This window comes from Pseudochryseolinea flava (assembly GCF_003286915.1).
Taxonomy (GTDB): Bacteria; Bacteroidota; Bacteroidia; order Cytophagales; family Cyclobacteriaceae; genus Ohtaekwangia; species Ohtaekwangia flava.
Genome location: NZ_QMFY01000007.1, coordinates 1 through 15,675, shown reverse-complemented (window position 1 = coordinate 15,675; position 15,675 = coordinate 1). Strand labels below are relative to the sequence as shown.

Sequence of the window (15,675 nt, the reverse complement as noted above, 5' to 3'; positions counted from 1 at the left end):
GTTTACATGTAGGATTCGTGGATATCTACTTTAAATAAATGGAAGGGCATTCTGAACGGATCAATCTCCACGTAATTCCATTCTTGCGTCCAGGTGTAATGCTCATCGGTCATTAAGTCGTGAAGTTTTAAATTCATTTTGTCACCAAGTTTCAATCGCCACTTCGGAATCTGCACGTAACCTGAGTGACGACTATGGGGATCAAGATTCACAACAACCAATACAACGTCGGATAGGTCGTCCGTTGCTTTTAGGTAAGCGATAAGATTAGGATTCTCAATCTGACAAAACTGAATATTCCATGTTGATTGAAGCGCCGGATGTTTTTTTCGCGCGCCATTGATCAACGTAAAAATGTCAGTCATCCGATTTGTACGCTTCCAATCGTAGGTCTTAATTTCATACTTTTCAGAATCGAAATATTCTTCTTTTCCTTGCACCGGGATATTTTCATAAGTCTCATACGGTGGGCCATACACGCCGTAGCTTGAAGAAAGTGTTGCTGCAAGCGCGAGTCTTATAATAAAAATATTTTCGCCCTGATGCTGCAGATGATACGGTAGAATATCGGGTGTATTCGACCAAAAGTTCGGACGGAAATAATTTCGTGAAGGTCCATTCACGAGTTCATTCATGTATTCAATAATCTCGTGCTTCGAGACGCGCCATGTAAAGTATGTGTAACCTTGGGTGTATCCAATTTTTCCCAATGACGCCATCACTTTAGGCTTTGTAAATGCCTCAGACAGAAAGATGATATCCTCATACTTCTTATTTACTTCAGCAATTGCCCACTGCCAAAACGGAATTGGTTTGGTATGCGGATTATCGACGCGGAAAATTTTGACACCTTGATCGATCCAAAAGAATATCACCGACTTCAACTCTTCCCACAATTCTTTCCACGCCGTGGTTTCAAAATTGAAAGGATAGATATCTTGATATTTTTTGGGAGGATTTTCTGCGTATTGAATTGATCCATCGGGGCGCTGTTTAAACCACTCCGGATGTTCTTTCACGTAAGGATGATCTGGCGCACACTGAAATGCGAGATCGAGCGCGATATCGATGCCGTGCTTCTTAGCTTGCGTGATCAACATTTTGTAATCGTCGAGTGTTCCGAGTTCTTGATGAATGGCCTTGTGTCCTCCTTCGTCGCTACCAATGGCCCAGGGCGATCCAGGCTCTCCCGGTTTTGCCGTTACGGCGTTGTTCTTTCCCTTGCGATTAAGCTTTCCTATTGGATGAATCGGCGGAAGATAGAGTACATCAAAGCCCATCGATTCGATACGTGGGAGCAATCGCATGACATCTTTGAAAGTGCCATGCTTATCATCGAGCGAAGCAGATCTTGGAAAGAGTTCGTACCAGGTTGAATAGTTTGCTTTCTTATGTTCGACAAAAACCTTCAGTTCTTTTTCATAACGTGCTTCAAATTCAATCAACGGGAAGTGGTGCACGAGTTTTGCAAACGGTTCATCTACGACGTACTCGATGGCGCGTTCATAGGTGGTGTCCAAAGCCTTAATAGCTTTTTCAAGCTCGTCGATTTTTCCTCCTGACAACTTCTTCAGAAAAAGAATACCTTCTTGTAGTTCAACCTTCACGTCAACACCAGCGGCTGCTTTTTTCTTAAAGCCATCATACCATGTCTCGAAATGATCTACCCAAGCAATAACCGTGAATGAATAGTAACCCTTCTCATGCACTGTAAATGAACCGTGCCAACTGTCGTTACCAATGTGGTGAAGTTCATGCGACCGCCATTGCTTCTCGCCTTCCTTCTTGAAAAGCAAATGTGCGCGAATATGATCATGCCCATCACCGAAAATATCAGCCGTTACATCTACGCGCTCGCCCACCGTTCTTTTTGATGGGTATAAACCTCCATCAACTTGTGGTTGTACATTTTCGATGATTACCCTAACCTGTCCATTGTTTGTCATGCTTCGTTATCGTCTTCAGTTGAACATTACTTGATTCTAAAGATGAATGCGCTATTCGGCTTCAACTTAACTTCAAAAGTTAAATTGTTGTCGAAAGTCACTTCAACATTATTCGCAAGGATATCCTTTGCACTATAAGCGCCTGAAGAACTCATGCCAAGCTCTTCCACGAGATCACGCGGCAGTTGTACTTTCACGGCTTGTTCCGCGACATTGTAACTTGTCACGACAATTAATCTTTCTTCGTCTGCGAAGCGAACGAATGCATGAACATCATTACCAAAATTTCCATTCGCGACATTCGCTTTGGTGATATCACGATATTCCCCTAACACAATAGCAGGATTGGTCGATGCAATCGTCAACAGCGTACCATAGGATTGCCTGAGGAGTTTTTGTTCCGGCGATAACAATTCGCCATCGTACTTTCCGTTGTTCACCCACTTCTGGTGCTCCGGTACCCCCCAATAATCAAAAATTGTTGTTCGGCCATCTTCACCTTGGAATCCTTCATTCCCCAGTCCGGGCTCTCCTACTTCCTGCCCGAAGTAAATCATAACAGGGCCTTTATCGACGGTAGCACTGACCACCATCGCCGGGAATGCGCGCCAGGGATCACCCGCAAAGAATTTTGACGCTGCACGTTGCTCGTCATGGTTCTCTAAAAAATGCAGCATGTGTGGATTAACATCCGATAGATTTTGTTGAACCGTGGCGATGTCGCTGGTTTTACGATCACCATTAATCACTCCACGAAGCGTATCATATAACAATACTTTGTCATATAGAAAATCAAATTTGCCTGTCTCGATATAGTTACGATACTCATTAGGATTATAAATTTCCGCAATGAAAACCAATTCATCATTTACGGCTTTGATCTGCGGAATGACCCAATGCCAAAATTCAACAGGCACCATCTCTGCCATATCGCAGCGAAATCCATCAACTTTTTTGTTAGCCCAGAACAGCAAGATATCGCGCATTTTATTCCACGTATCCGGAACAGGTTCAAAATGTTTTGCACGATTTTGTTGATAGTCCACACCGTAATTTAGCTTAACCGTTTCGAACCATTCGTTGATACCAGGCGAAGCTGTAAATTGATCGTTGCCGGTAACTTTCGCCGGCGTTTCTTCAAAGAGTCCGTCTAGCGTCGGGAATGTGTTTGATCCGAGCGGCTTAAATCCTTTAGGAACCTTAAATGATTCGCCCACCAAATAATAGAAGTTGTTGCTCGCGCTAAATGCTTTTGTTTTATCATCTGTTTCACCAAGATCTTTTACACCCGCTGGTTTTACATCCGACTTGTAACCGCGCGCCACGTGGTTAGGAACAAAATCAATAATCACTTTCAGGTTATTGCGATGTGTACGCTCAATCAGTTGTTCGAATTCTTTCATTCGATTTTTTACATCTTGTGCGAGATCAGGATTAACATCGTAATAATCTTTAATTGCGTAAGGTGATCCTGCACGACCTTTTACAACGTCGGCGTCGTCGAGGGGAATGCCGTACTGAGTATAATCTGTTAAAACGCCATGCTCAATAACCCCGGTAAACCAAATGTGAGATACGCCGAGCGCTTTGATTGATCGCAGAGCAGCATCATTAATGTCGTTGAATTTACCTACACCATTTTCTTCAACGGTGCCGTAACTTTTATTCGTCGTATTTTTATTTCCAAAGAGCCGTGTAAAGGCTTGGTAGATCACTACTTTGTTTGATGCTTTTTGCATAGAGTTGGTAGGCGGAATAATTTCTTTAGGCCGAGAGCAGCTGATGGCAATGGCTACCGACGCTATCATGAATACAATTTTTCTCATAGGAACCTTAATATAACAAGAAAAGAGGGGTTTGTCTTTATTGGATCATCAAATAGAAATGAATTACCGTACGGTTCGTACTTTCCGTGAACGAACGCAATAAAATACCAGCACCACGATACAAATGAAGAGCCCTAAAAATTCACGTGCTTCCTCGATATAGTAGTACTCCATCTTCGCTACATCGTCGAACAATGCAGAGCGATTACCGGAGTTAAACCAATCGATTACACCAGGGACAAAAACCAGACTATACAGGATGTATATCGCCGTTGTAGCGATTAGAAATTTCTGTGGATAGAATTCAAAAATTGCCATCACACAAAAAACTGACATCACTCCATAAATGAGTATCCAGATAATGGGATCGGGATCATTTAATTGTAGGAATGCAAAACCTAAGAACATGATGGCAAGCAGGAAGTTGACAATGCGCATAGAATATTTATTTGGGATTTCTTAAAAAAGAGATGTCGGGCCTTTAACCCGACATCCATTGTAAACAAAACAAAAATTACACAACGCTATAGGATCGTTTTCAGGTATTTTGCACCTTCTTCAACGCTGTTGATCGGCTCACCTGGATAAGATTCTTGCTCTACATAGAAATGTTTTAGACCGGACTGCTTTGCTTTGGCGAAGATTGGTTTCCAATCGATCGTACCTGAGCCAATGTTTGCATTACGGTTTTTATCGCTCTTGTCCATATCTTTTACGTGCCACTGCTCGAAACGTCCTGGATATTGCTCGAAATACTTCAAAGGATCTCTTCCTGCGTTCACTACCCAGAAAATATCCATCTCCATTCCGACGTTCTTCGGATCAAGTTCTTTCAACATCACGTCGTAAGGAATTTGTCCATCAACGGTATCAAATTCAAAGGCGTGGTTGTGGTATCCAAAACGAATGCCAGCCGCGTTACAAACTTCTCCCGCTGCATTTAAGTCAGCAATGATTCGTTTATAATCATCGATAGTTTTGCGCTGATCTTCATTGATGTAAGGGACAACCATGAATTTCTGTCCATTCGCTTTTGCATCATCGACAGCTTTTTTCCATTTGTCACCCTTGATCATATCAAGACCGTAGTGACCACTCGTCACCTTCATGCCGAGACTCTTTACATAGTCATTAAATTCTTTGAAGCCCATGCCAAAGATTTTGCCGTCACCATAGCCATAAGTCTCCAGGTTCTTATATCCAAACTCAGACACTTTTTTCAGTACACCTTTAGGATCTTGTCCAATGGTGCTGCGTAAAGTATACAGCTGAAGACCGATCTGACCTTTCTTTTCCTTCTTCATCAAAAAGGAAGGTAGCGTGAGCATGCCCACAGCTGCCAGAGACGATGACTGTATGAATTCTCTTCTTTTCATAATACTGTTTATTTGGTTTGGGGTCAGCAAGGTTGATGCCATGCTGCGCATATTGGTTTAGTCTTTTGGTTTCTCACCATCGAGCGATAGTACATACATCGCCATTTTTTCAGCGTCTGCTTTTGTGATATCGCTGTGGGCCGTCATCGGTACTTCACCCCATACGCCACTTCCGCCATTGATAATTTTATCAGCAAGCATGCTCACATTGGCGCGCGTGAAGTCGTACTTCTTTGCTACTTCCGTGTGTGATGGTCCAACGATTTTGTTTGTTGGATGATGGCAAGTTTTACAATCGCTTCCATCTATCAATGCAGACCCTTGTGCGATCAAATCATCGTCAGATGCTTTTGCCGGCTCCGCAGTTTCATACTCATCCGAGGATGCCTCTTCCTGCTTTGCTTCTTCCTTTTTTCCACATGAAGTCAGGACGAAGCTCGTCATTCCCACGACTGCGATTAGTACAAATAGTTTTCTCATTGTTGTTAGTTAGTTGTATTTTGGTTTTCGAAGTTAGTTACAAGCCAAGCACGCGCTTATTGAGCTTTTGATCAACACCAGCTGACGCAAAATCATCGAATGCTTTTTCCGTTACGCGAATGATGTGATCCTTGATAAAAGGAGCTCCTTCTGCCGCGCCTTGCTCTGGATGTTTGATGCAACACTCCCACTCCAGCACAGCCCATCCGTCATATCCGTACTGCGTTAATTTACTAAAGATCGATTTGAAATCAACTTGTCCATCGCCAAGCGACCGGAATCTCCCTGGACGATTGATCCAATCTTGATACCCGCCGTAGACGCCAGATTTTCCTGAAGGATTAAATTCAGCATCCTTCACATGGAACATCTTGATGAATGAATGATAGAAGTCGATATATTGTAAGTAATCAAGTTGCTGCAGTACAAAGTGACTCGGATCGTACAGAATATTTGCACGCGTATGCTTTCCTGTTGCTTCCCAGAATCTTTCGAAGGTGATACCGTCATGAAGATCTTCACCCGGATGAATTTCATAGCAAACATCAACACCGGCTTTATCGAACGCATTTAGTATTGGAAGCCAACGTTTCGCGAGTTCCTTAAAGCCATCATCTACTAGCCCCGCAGGACGTTGTGGCCAAGGGTACACCGTATGCCACATGAGCGCACCGGAAAAAGTAGCATGCGCATTTAATCCAAGATTCTTACTTGCCTTTGCAGCATACTTTAATTGTTCAACAGCCCAGGCCGTTCTCTCCTTATAATTTCCGCGAATTGCTTTCGGTGCAAACCCATCGAACAACTCGTTGTAGGCCGGATGCGACGCCACAAGCTGCCCTTGAAGGTGCGTTGAAAGTTCTGTGATTTGAAGTCCTGCAGACTCAATCGTCCCCTTCAGATCTTCGCAGTAGTCTTTGCTTTCAGCGGCTTTTTTCAAGTCGATTACGCGGCTATCCCAAGTTGGTAGTTGTACACCAACAAAGCCGAGTGACTTCGCCCACTTGCAAATCGTTTTGAGATTGTCGAACGGAGGTTGATCTCCCATGAATTGCGCCAGGAAAATCCCAGGGCCTTTTATTGTTTTTAAACTCATTGATGTTCTATTGTTTGGTATTTGGTATTGGGCTTTAGGTATTCGGTATTGGGCTTTAGGTATTCGGCATTGGGCTTTAGGTATTAGGTATGTGGTGTTAGGTATAGGGTTCGATGGTTCTATCGTTTAAACTAGATTCCTTAAAATTTCCTAGCGTTTTGATGTAGCTATTGATCATCTTACCTAGGAGTTCGATGGTTTCGATGAATTTCACGAATTGGTCGTCACTGATCAATTGTCTGGTGTGAGCTTTGGTAAGCCACGTTTTTGTTTCGAAAAGAGATCCGCGTGAATAATACGTTAGATTCTTTGTCTCTCTAAAATGATATCTCCCTAGTCCTTCAGAAAGGTTTGCTGCTACGGAATCAACCGCAGTTACGAGTTGTTGTCCGATTGTACTTTTGTCAAAGTACTTCCACTTCGTAACAACTTGCCAAACATTTTCTCCTAGCTCCATAGCACAATTGTAAGCTCTAAAATCTTCTAGTCTTGAAATCATAACACAACGGTTTATGTAAAAATAAACTTATAACGGTGGACAGATTTGCAAATCAGTCCTAAATACTTAACTCAGCATACTACATCCCGACAAATATTGCCTATGCCCAAGTCCTAATACCCAAGTCCTAATACCCAAGTCCTAATACCCAAGTCCTAATACCCAAGTCCTAATTCCCAAGTCCTAATTCCCAATACCCCACTCCCATTGCCTCGTAATTTATTCTCCCTTAAACTTCGTCCACTTTCTATTGGAGTTTGCAGACTTGATCACCGTTTCGACAAAGGCCATTCCGCGAACGCCATCGTTTACATCTGGAAAGTCGAATTTTACAGGATCGATTTTTTTGCCAGGTTTCCATGCACGAACAGCGCGACCAAAAGCAAGGTAGAGATTGGCGAATGCTTCAAGGTATCCTTCAGGATGTCCCCAAGGCGTACGCGTATTCAGTTTCGCGGCGTCGGATAGATAATCCCAGCCTGTGCGATAAACTTCATTCGGCTTGCCGTAGACGCGCACCAAAAGTGTGTTCGGTTCTTCTTGACGCCAAACGATCGCGCCTTTGTCACCGTAAATTCTGATGTTGTGATTATTTTCTTCACCTGCTGCAATTTGTGTTGCGGATAGGATCCCCGTTGCGCCGTTGTTGAAACGAAGTAACATCGCGCTATCATCATCCAATTGGCGTCCTTTCACCACAATATTGAGATCTGCGCTAATCTCTGCAATTTCTAGTCCTGAAATGTATTCCGCTAAGTTTGCGGCATGTGTTCCAATATCGCCTATTGCACCACCCAGTCCAGATCGCTTCGGATCAGTTCTCCAACTGGCTTGCTTATTATTTCCTTCGATGAAATTTGTGAGCCACCCTTGGTGATACTCGACGTATACCTTACGGACCTTTCCAATTTTACCCTGCTTCACAAGCTGTCTTGCTTCTTTCACCATGGGGTAACCCGTGTAGGTATGGGTCAAGGCTAAAACCAATCCTGATTTTTCAACGACTTTACGAAGTGTCTTTGCTTCCGCTAGAGAGAACGCAAGCGGTTTATCAATGATAACATGGAATCCATTTTCAAGTGCCATTTGTGCGGGGGCAAGATGAACGTGGTTCGGTGTAACGATCGACACGAACTGCATGCGTTCATTTTCAGGCAGCAACTTTTCCTGTTCGATCATTTCGGCGTAGCTGGCATACACCCTTTTTGGATCGATGTATAATGCTTGACCGGTGGCTTTTGATTTTTTTGGATCACTGCTGAATGCTCCACAGACGAGTTCGATCTCTCCATCGAGGGCAGCTGCTTTGCGGTGAACGGCGCCGATGAAAGCTTCTGTGCTTCCGCCGATCATGCCCATGCGTAACTTTTTGCTCATGAGGTTAAAAATAGGTCTACGTTCAGAATTTCAAAGGTTTGATATTGAAAATTACGCATAAAAAGTTATCGAAATCGATTGCAGCTATGCTTTACGGTAGTAATTTTTCCAGGCATTTCGATGCTGTTTTCGCATTTGGAAACGGGCTACGTAAACGCGTACTTTAACGTCCCAAAAAATAACCATCTGATGGAATCTCTGTTCTTGAAAAATCTCTGGTACTTCGCTATGCACGGTTCATTTTTAAAACGTGGCAAACTTGTTGGCAAGGAGATTCTCGGTGAAAAAATCGTCTTTGGTCGCGATGAAAATGATCAGCCTTTTGCTTTAAAAGATAACTGTCCTCATCGCGGCGTACCGCTTTCGAAAGGATGGTATGATGGAAAAGAATTGCAATGTGCTTACCATGGATGGAAGTTCAATCATTCCGGCACCTGTACCGCTATACCGGCGCTGGCTGATGACAAATTTGATCGCTCAAAAATCAAAGTTTTCAAGTATCCGTGTAAAGAGATCAACGGCACTATTTGGATTTACATTCCTCAGAATAAAACTCAATTGCAAGGTGCAGAAGATCGACTTCCCAACCTTCTCATTCCAGCGGACAAAAAATTTCTCTTTGTTGAGAAGGTAACGATGCCATCCAACATTGATCATTCGGTGATTGGACTCATCGATCCGGCGCACGTAACTTTTGTCCATCAGTCATGGTATTGGCGATCGGCGAAGAAGCTTAAAATCAAGGAGAAACAATTTGAACCTGTTGACTTGGGCTTTAAGATGGTACGTCATGCGCCGTCATCGAACTCTAAAGGTTATTCCATTTTAAAAGGAGGAACATCAACCGAAATTAATTTCCAACTCCCAGGAAATCGTTTTGAACATATTCAAGTAGGGAACAACGAGATCGTATCAATCACTTGCCTCACCCCCATTAATGAAAATGAAACAGAACTAAATCACATTTTCTTTACAACACTAGGCTTTGTGAAATTTATCTGGTGGCCGTTGCGTCACCTTGGAAAACAATTCATTCACCAAGACCTTGGTATTTTTAGAAAACTTGAAGAAGGATTAAAGAGTAAACCAACACTGATGTTATTGGGTGAACCTGATCTTCAGGCGCGCTGGTATCATGAGTTGAAGCGTCAGTGGGATCTATCGCAACAAAACAAAACTCCCTTTGAGAACCCAGTGAAAGCACAGACGTTGCATTGGATAACTTAGGGTTAGTTATCGGTTATCTGTTATTCGTTATCGGTAGAGCGATTCAAAACATCTATCCGCTACCAGTCGCCGTCGTTTTTCTTTTTCGCCACTTCAACGAATTGAAATTTATCGGTGAAAGCTTTCTCCAGCAATCCTAATGTATTTGGCTTGCACCAGTTTTGATCGATAAACGTTCCATTGTTTTTGCAAGCATAGTTGGTGAGATTTTCCTTTGCGTTGATATTCTTATAGCCGATGTTTCCCGTCATCTGAATATTCGTAATCGTCAAGCGATACTTGCCGTCCTTTACATTCACGTACGCTTTACCGCTGTATTTTCCGGTTTGAATGATGGGCGGTACACCAACTTGTGCAAACTGAAATTTCTTATAGTCAACGATCAGATCATTAAACTCAAAGTTCACCTCTTCGCCTTGCTGAGCAACGTTGGACAAGTACGGTAATGTTTGATAGTACTCAGAAAGTTTGGCCACCGTAATGGAATCTTGTGTAAATACTTTTTGATAGATCAATTCCTGGTCAACGAGTTTAAAACTTCCGTATGTGGTTGTTTGAGCAACAGCCGCTGTTGTGATGACCGCGAGGGCCAGTGTGAAAAGTGATTTCATGTCGGTATAATTCTTGTCCAAAGGTAGACAATTACACAAAAATGGGCGCTGTTGCTCCGTCCGAATGCCTTAAATGCAGCTATTGCACCACCGCGCGGCGAAGAGATGGAAAGACGTATTAAGCAAAAAAGCCGTCAGAACTTAATCCGACGGCCACTCATTTATTAAAAAGCAAAAACGCTTAGATGAAACGATTGATCAAATTCTCGAGGTATTCCTGTTTACCAGAAATTTGCGCAGGCTCGCCATTCTTGTGTGCGAGGTTTCTCAAATCTTCAAGCCCAACTTTACCTTGCTCAAATGATTTTCCTTTTCCAGAATCGAAAGAAGCATAACGCTGTTTACGAATTTCTTGGTACTCTCCATGATCGAGAATTGCTTGTGCTGTGAGCAACGCACGTGCAAAATTATCCATACCGCCGATGTGCGCATGGAATACATCTTCCATGTCCGTCGAATTTCTTCTCGTCTTCGCATCGAAGTTCACACCGCCGTTTTTGAAACCTCCAGCTTGAAGGATTACGAGCATCGCTTCTGTAAGCTCGTTCAGGTTATTCGGGAATTGATCTGTATCCCAACCGTTTTGGTAATCACCGCGGTTAGCATCGATAGAGCCAAGCATGTTTGAGTCCGCTGCAACCTGGAGTTCATGCTCAAAAGTATGCTGCGCAAGTGTTGCGTGATTGACTTCGATGTTGAGTTTGAAATCATCCATCAATCCAAATTCACGCAAGAACCCAATACAGGTTGCAGAATCAAAATCATATTGATGTTTCGAAGGTTCCATCGGTTTCGGTTCGATGAGGAATGTGCCTTTGAAACCATTTGCTCTTGCATAGTCACGTGCTGCAGTCAAGAATTTTGCCATGTGCTCAAGCTCACGCTTCATATCAGTATTCAAGAGCGACATATAACCTTCACGACCACCCCAGAACACATAGTTTGAACCGCCTAGCGCTATCGTTGCGTCGATCGCATTTTTTACTTGCGCACCTGCCCAAGCCACAACATTAAAGTCGGGGTTTGTCGCCGCGCCATTCATATAGCGTGGATTTGAAAACAAGTTTGCCGTGCCCCAAAGAAGTTTTACACCTGATGCTTTTTGTTTCTTCTTTGCGTACTCAACAATTTTATCAAGACGTGCCTCGGACTCCTTTAATGTAGCAGCTTCATCGACAAGGTCATAGTCGTGAAAGCAATAGAACGGCGTACCTAATTTTGTGTAAAATTCAAACGCAGCATCCATTTTGTCGTAAGCGCGTTGCATCGCATCATCGCTTTCATTCCACGCAAAGTTTTTAGTACCCGGCCCGAATGGATCGCCGCCAGTACCGCAGAACGTGTGCCAGTAGGCAATCGCAAAACGGAAGTGTTCTTCCATTGTCTTCTTTCCTACCTTACGCTTTGCATCATAAAATTTAAATGCAAAAGGATTGTCGGACTCTTTTCCTTCAAACTTTATCTGGCCAATGCCTTTAAAGTATTCCTTGTCGCCGAGTGTTAACTTCATAATTGTTTATTCAGTTGATTTAACCAAGTATTATATGCTGATTGATATTGCTCTGCCTTTGATGCGTCCACTTCCTCAGTACGAATCTTCTTCAACCCTTTGAATGCTTCTTCGAATGACTGATAGATCCCCGCGCCTACGCCAGCGCCTAACGCAGCACCCTTCGCTCCGTCCGTATCGTATAATTCCAATTGCGCGCCTATTGTATTGACAAAGGCCTCTCGGAACAACGGACTCAAAAACATATTTGCATTTCCTGCGCGGATCACATTTGTTTTTAAACCCATCTCTTGAAGCACATCGAAGCCATACTTCAGCGCAAACACAATTCCTTCCTGCACTGCGCGGAACAAGTGCGGCTGCCCGTGTCTGTTGAAATTTAATCCATGGAACGAGCCGTCAATGTTTCTATTTTCGAGCACGCGTTCTGCGCCATTTCCAAAAGGCAAAACAACTAAGCCGTCCGATCCTATGGGCGCAGTGGCTGCAATCGAATTGATTTTGTCATAATCGTAAGCGGCGCCAGCACCTGTTGAATTCTTCCTCAGCCAAGAATTCTGAATTCCTGTTCCGTTGATGCAAAGCAATACACCATTGCGAATACTGTTTGACGTTCCAACCGACTTATTGTTGACGTGAACAAACGTATTCACGCGCGACTTCTGATCAAACGCATTTTTATCCGTCACGCTATAAATCACACCTGACGTACCTGCCGTCGCAGCAGTTTCTCCTGGATTCAAAACATTTAGTGAGAATGCATTATTAGGTTGATCTCCTGCCCGATAACTGATTGGTGTCCCCGCTTTCAACCCCAGGAGCGTTGCCGCCGATGTTGCAAGTTTACCTTGAATGCCAAACGTTGGAGCGATGGTTGGCAGTTGTCCTTTCGATATACCGTAATGATCGAGTAATTTCTCCGCAGGCGATTCTTGACTATAATCCCAGAGGACACCTTCGGAAAGACCGCTGGCAGTAGTTACCACATCACCCGACAATTTCATGGCAAGGTAGTCTCCTGGCAGCATCATCTTATCAACCTTTGCGAAAACGTGAGGTTCGTTTTGTTTTACCCAACGCAATTTTGAACCGGTAAAATTTCCCGGTGAGTTCAATAATCGCTCTAAACAAAATTGTTCGCCGAGTAATTTAAATGCTTCATTTCCAATGCTAACGGCGCGGCTATCACACCAAATAATCGAAGGACGCAACACCTGCTGATCTTTGTCAACGCATACCAAACCATGCATCTGATACGAGATGCCAATCGCTTGCACGTCCAACCCATTCACGTTAGCTTTCTTCAAACACGCGTGCGTACTTTTTTGAACGTGCTCCCACCACATCTCAGGATCTTGTTCAGCCCAGCCAGGTTGCACCGCCATCATTGGCATTTCTTCATTCGGCGATTGCGCTGACGCAACCGTTAATCCGGTAGACACTTCCACCAACGAAGCCTTAATTGACGAACTTCCGAGATCGTACCCTAGCAGGTATTGTGACATAGTTTATTAATTTCAAGCCCGCTTGGTACTTCCAACGAACTTATAGTAAATTTGACTACAAGGTAACACATTTTTTATTCCAGTCAACTATCGACCGCCCTATGAAGAAAAATTCTTTTCCTGAAACCATTATCGATGCCCTTTCCATTGACTGTCTGATTTTCGGCTTTAAGAAAAATGAGCTTGACATCCTGCTTGTACAACACGGCGAGGGTATCAGCAAAGGAAAGTGGGCACTTCCCGGCGGATGGATTCGGTATAATGAAAGTACGGATGATGCTGCGGGCAGATTATTAAGTGATCTTACCGGCGTATCGAATATTTATCTCGAACAACTTAGAAGTTTTGGTACCGTTGATCGTTATCCTGATAAACGCGTTATTACGATTGCCTACTATGCATTGGTAAAACCTGAGAACTACACACTGCTTCCAGGCTTTACCGCTGCCGATGCACAGTGGTTCAAGATCAGCGAGGTTCCGGAACTTCCGTATGATCACAGAACCATTCTTGATGCCGGACTCTCCTACTTAAAACATAAGGTTCGACACGAACCTATCGGTTTTAATTTATTACCGAAAAAATTCACATTGCTTCAACTGCAAGAATTGTACGAAGCAATTCTAGACCAAAAACTTGATAAGCCCAACTTCAGACGAAAGCTCATGAAGATGAACTTACTTGAGCCCCTGAAGGAAAAGCAGACTGCGGTATCACATCGCGCGGCGGGTCTGTATCGGTTCGATAAAAAAATCTACGATAAGTTGACAGAGAAGGGATTCACGTTTGAGTTGTAGGGTTAGAATGCTATAACAATTCCCAATTCACTCACTTCGAAGTTAGTTTTGTGCTTGGGCTTGTTAGTTCTGTGATCATATTTTCCAGTTCGCTACGGTGGATGTAGGCACAATGATAAATGAAATGATCATGGCGATAGTTAAACTCTATCGCATGGCCTACCCGATTGTGGTAGGCAATTTTGATATCTTTCATTTCATGGATCTTAAATTCATTTCGCGAAAATGGGTTCCAGGAGTTTGTTACAATGAAATCCTTATCGTCGTAAGCAAATTTGTGAAACCGCCCTGCGTATACGAGATAGTAGAAAATATTTATGCTCAGGAAAGAGATTGTGAAGATAAGGAATGAAAGATCCTTTACCATTATCAGTACAACGTTGATAACATTAATACTGATAATAATGATGAGCATCGTTATGTTTTGCGCCGGGTCTTCGTTAACCGTTTTCATGGTACCATTCTTCCATTTCGATTTGGATTTCCGTGGTTAAGATCAAATCATTTTTTTTCGTAATAAACGGTGACGTATCGCTTCTCTTCGGATTGTAACCACCTTCTTCGGGGCATCGCCCAATACTATTCCATTACCATTTCTTTTCAATACGCTTCAAATATTCTGATTTATCCCAATTTCCGCCAGTGCCGCTCCAATATTTTTCGAAGACATTGTCCATGATCAGATCGATTTGAGGTTCGCGTTCCTTCGCTTGCATGTGCCACGTCTTGCTGTAAATCGCATACGGATCATAACCACTTTCCTCCTGCCAGCGCATCCGTCGGTGTAGCGATCCCGACCAGTGTAACACGCGTTCGTCAAAGCTATAGGATGGATAAATACTTTTCCAAAAGTGATCCTCATCATCCAACAGATCTTTAACCCAATCTGGAATATCGCCAGTCATGTTTAAATAGTCATTTCTTTTTCGCTGCAGAAACCTCTGCAAGTATAACTTTCATAAAGTCTTCAATCATGAAGTTCATCCAGGGTTCACCTGTCATTTGAAGAGCCGGATATCGATGCAAACAGAAGTTTCAAATTGATATTTCTGGATTTATCATGTCGTGCATTCCTTCCGCCCTGCTCTACTCAAACAATGGTTAGATCAAGCCTGTTCATTTATCTGAGCCCACCACTAATACACTGACCAAATTCACCCGTATCAACATTCACAAGCCGTTCTTCAAACCAATCTCGATCAAAACCAATTTCAGTGGACATTACAATCGAGCCATTATCACGCTTCACCCAATTAACAGTACTAAAGAAAACTTTCAACGTTGAACTGTAGTTCATGGTATCCACCCGACCAACTACATCTTTACCGGCGCATAAATTAGGTATTGCTTTGTGATAAAAAAAAACATGAAGCATTCACCAGAACAAATGCAAGCCACGATAAATGAGTGGAAGAATTCAGGGCT

General features: G+C 43.1%; 15 protein-coding genes. 2 read left to right on the top strand and 13 right to left on the bottom strand.

Features of this window, described 5'->3' with window-relative positions:
* Nucleotides 1–2: 2 nt before the first annotated feature.
* The 8 genes from DQQ10_RS14415 to DQQ10_RS14380 all read right to left on the bottom strand — a co-directional run bounded on the left by DQQ10_RS14415 (nt 3) and on the right by DQQ10_RS14380 (nt 8,600).
* Complete coding sequence (locus tag DQQ10_RS14415) at nt 3–1,946, bottom strand: alpha-1,4-glucan--maltose-1-phosphate maltosyltransferase (RefSeq protein WP_112747596.1); 1,944 nt, start codon at nt 1,944–1,946, stop codon at nt 3–5.
* A 26-nt stretch (nt 1,947–1,972) separates the two neighbouring features.
* The gene (locus DQQ10_RS14410; protein WP_112747595.1) at nt 1,973–3,772 is read right to left on the bottom strand and encodes an alpha-amylase family protein; all 1,800 of its coding nucleotides are present in this window, start codon (nt 3,770–3,772) and stop codon (nt 1,973–1,975) included.
* Nucleotides 3,773–3,835: 63 nt separating this feature from the next.
* The gene (locus tag DQQ10_RS14405) at nt 3,836–4,210 is read right to left on the bottom strand and encodes a transmembrane 220 family protein (RefSeq protein WP_112747594.1); all 375 of its coding nucleotides are present in this window, start codon (nt 4,208–4,210) and stop codon (nt 3,836–3,838) included.
* 86 nt (nt 4,211–4,296) lie between these two features.
* A complete protein-coding gene (locus tag DQQ10_RS14400; RefSeq protein WP_165823937.1) occupies nt 4,297–5,148 on the bottom strand; it encodes a sugar phosphate isomerase/epimerase family protein in 852 nt (283 codons plus the stop codon).
* 57 nt (nt 5,149–5,205) lie between these two features.
* The gene (locus DQQ10_RS14395; RefSeq protein ID WP_133259656.1) at nt 5,206–5,628 is read right to left on the bottom strand and encodes a c-type cytochrome; all 423 of its coding nucleotides are present in this window, start codon (nt 5,626–5,628) and stop codon (nt 5,206–5,208) included.
* Between the two features lie 37 nt (nt 5,629–5,665).
* Nucleotides 5,666–6,724, bottom strand: coding sequence for a sugar phosphate isomerase/epimerase family protein (locus DQQ10_RS14390; RefSeq protein WP_112747591.1), 1,059 nt, complete (start codon nt 6,722–6,724; stop codon nt 5,666–5,668).
* A gap of 97 nt (nt 6,725–6,821) precedes the next feature.
* Nucleotides 6,822–7,223 carry a four helix bundle protein gene (locus DQQ10_RS14385; protein ID WP_112747590.1) on the bottom strand — a complete coding sequence of 134 codons (402 nt, stop codon included), beginning with the start codon at nt 7,221–7,223 and terminating at the stop codon, nt 6,822–6,824.
* Between the two features lie 219 nt (nt 7,224–7,442).
* Nucleotides 7,443–8,600 carry a Gfo/Idh/MocA family protein gene (locus DQQ10_RS14380; RefSeq protein ID WP_245970419.1) on the bottom strand — a complete coding sequence of 386 codons (1,158 nt, stop codon included), beginning with the start codon at nt 8,598–8,600 and terminating at the stop codon, nt 7,443–7,445.
* Between the two features lie 189 nt (nt 8,601–8,789).
* Here DQQ10_RS14380 and DQQ10_RS14375 point away from each other — a divergent pair, with 189 nt between their 5' ends.
* Nucleotides 8,790–9,827: an aromatic ring-hydroxylating oxygenase subunit alpha gene (locus DQQ10_RS14375; protein WP_165823936.1), complete on the top strand. Its 1,038-nt coding sequence runs from the start codon at nt 8,790–8,792 to the stop codon at nt 9,825–9,827.
* A 59-nt stretch (nt 9,828–9,886) separates the two neighbouring features.
* Here the strand turns inward: DQQ10_RS14375 and DQQ10_RS14370 are convergent, their stop codons facing one another.
* From DQQ10_RS14370 to DQQ10_RS14360, 3 genes are all read right to left on the bottom strand, one after another.
* Nucleotides 9,887–10,438, bottom strand: a complete 552-nt coding sequence (locus DQQ10_RS14370; protein WP_112747588.1) for a hypothetical protein — start codon at nt 10,436–10,438, stop codon at nt 9,887–9,889.
* A 181-nt stretch (nt 10,439–10,619) separates the two neighbouring features.
* Complete coding sequence (gene xylA / locus DQQ10_RS14365; RefSeq protein WP_112747587.1) at nt 10,620–11,948, bottom strand: xylose isomerase; 1,329 nt, start codon at nt 11,946–11,948, stop codon at nt 10,620–10,622.
* Nucleotides 11,945–13,453 (bottom strand): xylulokinase, encoded by a 1,509-nt coding sequence (locus DQQ10_RS14360; protein WP_112747586.1) that lies wholly within the window; start codon nt 13,451–13,453, stop codon nt 11,945–11,947. The genes xylA and DQQ10_RS14360 overlap by 4 nt, the downstream gene beginning before the upstream one ends.
* Nucleotides 13,454–13,554: 101 nt before the next feature.
* Here DQQ10_RS14360 and DQQ10_RS14355 point away from each other — a divergent pair, with 101 nt between their 5' ends.
* Complete coding sequence (locus DQQ10_RS14355) at nt 13,555–14,250, top strand: NUDIX hydrolase (RefSeq protein ID WP_112747585.1); 696 nt, start codon at nt 13,555–13,557, stop codon at nt 14,248–14,250.
* Between the two features lie 31 nt (nt 14,251–14,281).
* On the opposite strand, the gene DQQ10_RS14350 is transcribed toward DQQ10_RS14355, so the two are convergent.
* Together DQQ10_RS14350 and DQQ10_RS14345 are read right to left on the bottom strand one after the other, a co-directional pair.
* On the bottom strand, nt 14,282–14,704 hold the full coding sequence (locus DQQ10_RS14350; protein WP_112747584.1) for a hypothetical protein: 423 nt from the start codon (nt 14,702–14,704) through the stop codon (nt 14,282–14,284).
* Between the two features lie 133 nt (nt 14,705–14,837).
* The gene (locus DQQ10_RS14345; RefSeq protein ID WP_112747583.1) at nt 14,838–15,155 is read right to left on the bottom strand and encodes a hypothetical protein; all 318 of its coding nucleotides are present in this window, start codon (nt 15,153–15,155) and stop codon (nt 14,838–14,840) included.
* Between the last annotated feature and the right edge of the window lie 520 nt (nt 15,156–15,675).

Excerpts from the sequence above, each read along its gene's own strand:
- DQQ10_RS14405 (WP_112747594.1), bottom strand. The coding sequence starts at position 4,210 with ATGCGCATTGTCAACTTCCTGCTTGCCATCATGTTCTTAGGTTTTGCA.
- DQQ10_RS14410 (WP_112747595.1), bottom strand. The coding sequence starts at position 3,772 with ATGAGAAAAATTGTATTCATGATAGCGTCGGTAGCCATTGCCATCAGC.
- DQQ10_RS14360 (WP_112747586.1), bottom strand. The coding sequence starts at position 13,453 with ATGTCACAATACCTGCTAGGGTACGATCTCGGAAGTTCGTCAATTAAG.
- DQQ10_RS14375 (WP_165823936.1), top strand. The coding sequence starts at position 8,790 with ATGGAATCTCTGTTCTTGAAAAATCTCTGGTACTTCGCTATGCACGGT.
- DQQ10_RS14395 (WP_133259656.1), bottom strand. The coding sequence starts at position 5,628 with ATGAGAAAACTATTTGTACTAATCGCAGTCGTGGGAATGACGAGCTTC.
- DQQ10_RS14385 (WP_112747590.1), bottom strand. The coding sequence starts at position 7,223 with ATGATTTCAAGACTAGAAGATTTTAGAGCTTACAATTGTGCTATGGAG.
- DQQ10_RS14415 (WP_112747596.1), bottom strand. The coding sequence starts at position 1,946 with ATGACAAACAATGGACAGGTTAGGGTAATCATCGAAAATGTACAACCA.
- DQQ10_RS14355 (WP_112747585.1), top strand. The coding sequence starts at position 13,555 with ATGAAGAAAAATTCTTTTCCTGAAACCATTATCGATGCCCTTTCCATT.
- DQQ10_RS14380 (WP_245970419.1), bottom strand. The coding sequence starts at position 8,600 with ATGAGCAAAAAGTTACGCATGGGCATGATCGGCGGAAGCACAGAAGCT.
- DQQ10_RS14345 (WP_112747583.1), bottom strand. The coding sequence starts at position 15,155 with ATGACTGGCGATATTCCAGATTGGGTTAAAGATCTGTTGGATGATGAG.
- DQQ10_RS14390 (WP_112747591.1), bottom strand. The coding sequence starts at position 6,724 with ATGAGTTTAAAAACAATAAAAGGCCCTGGGATTTTCCTGGCGCAATTC.
- xylA (WP_112747587.1), bottom strand. The coding sequence starts at position 11,948 with ATGAAGTTAACACTCGGCGACAAGGAATACTTTAAAGGCATTGGCCAG.
- DQQ10_RS14350 (WP_112747584.1), bottom strand. The coding sequence starts at position 14,704 with ATGAAAACGGTTAACGAAGACCCGGCGCAAAACATAACGATGCTCATC.
- DQQ10_RS14370 (WP_112747588.1), bottom strand. The coding sequence starts at position 10,438 with ATGAAATCACTTTTCACACTGGCCCTCGCGGTCATCACAACAGCGGCT.
- DQQ10_RS14400 (WP_165823937.1), bottom strand. The coding sequence starts at position 5,148 with ATGAAAAGAAGAGAATTCATACAGTCATCGTCTCTGGCAGCTGTGGGC.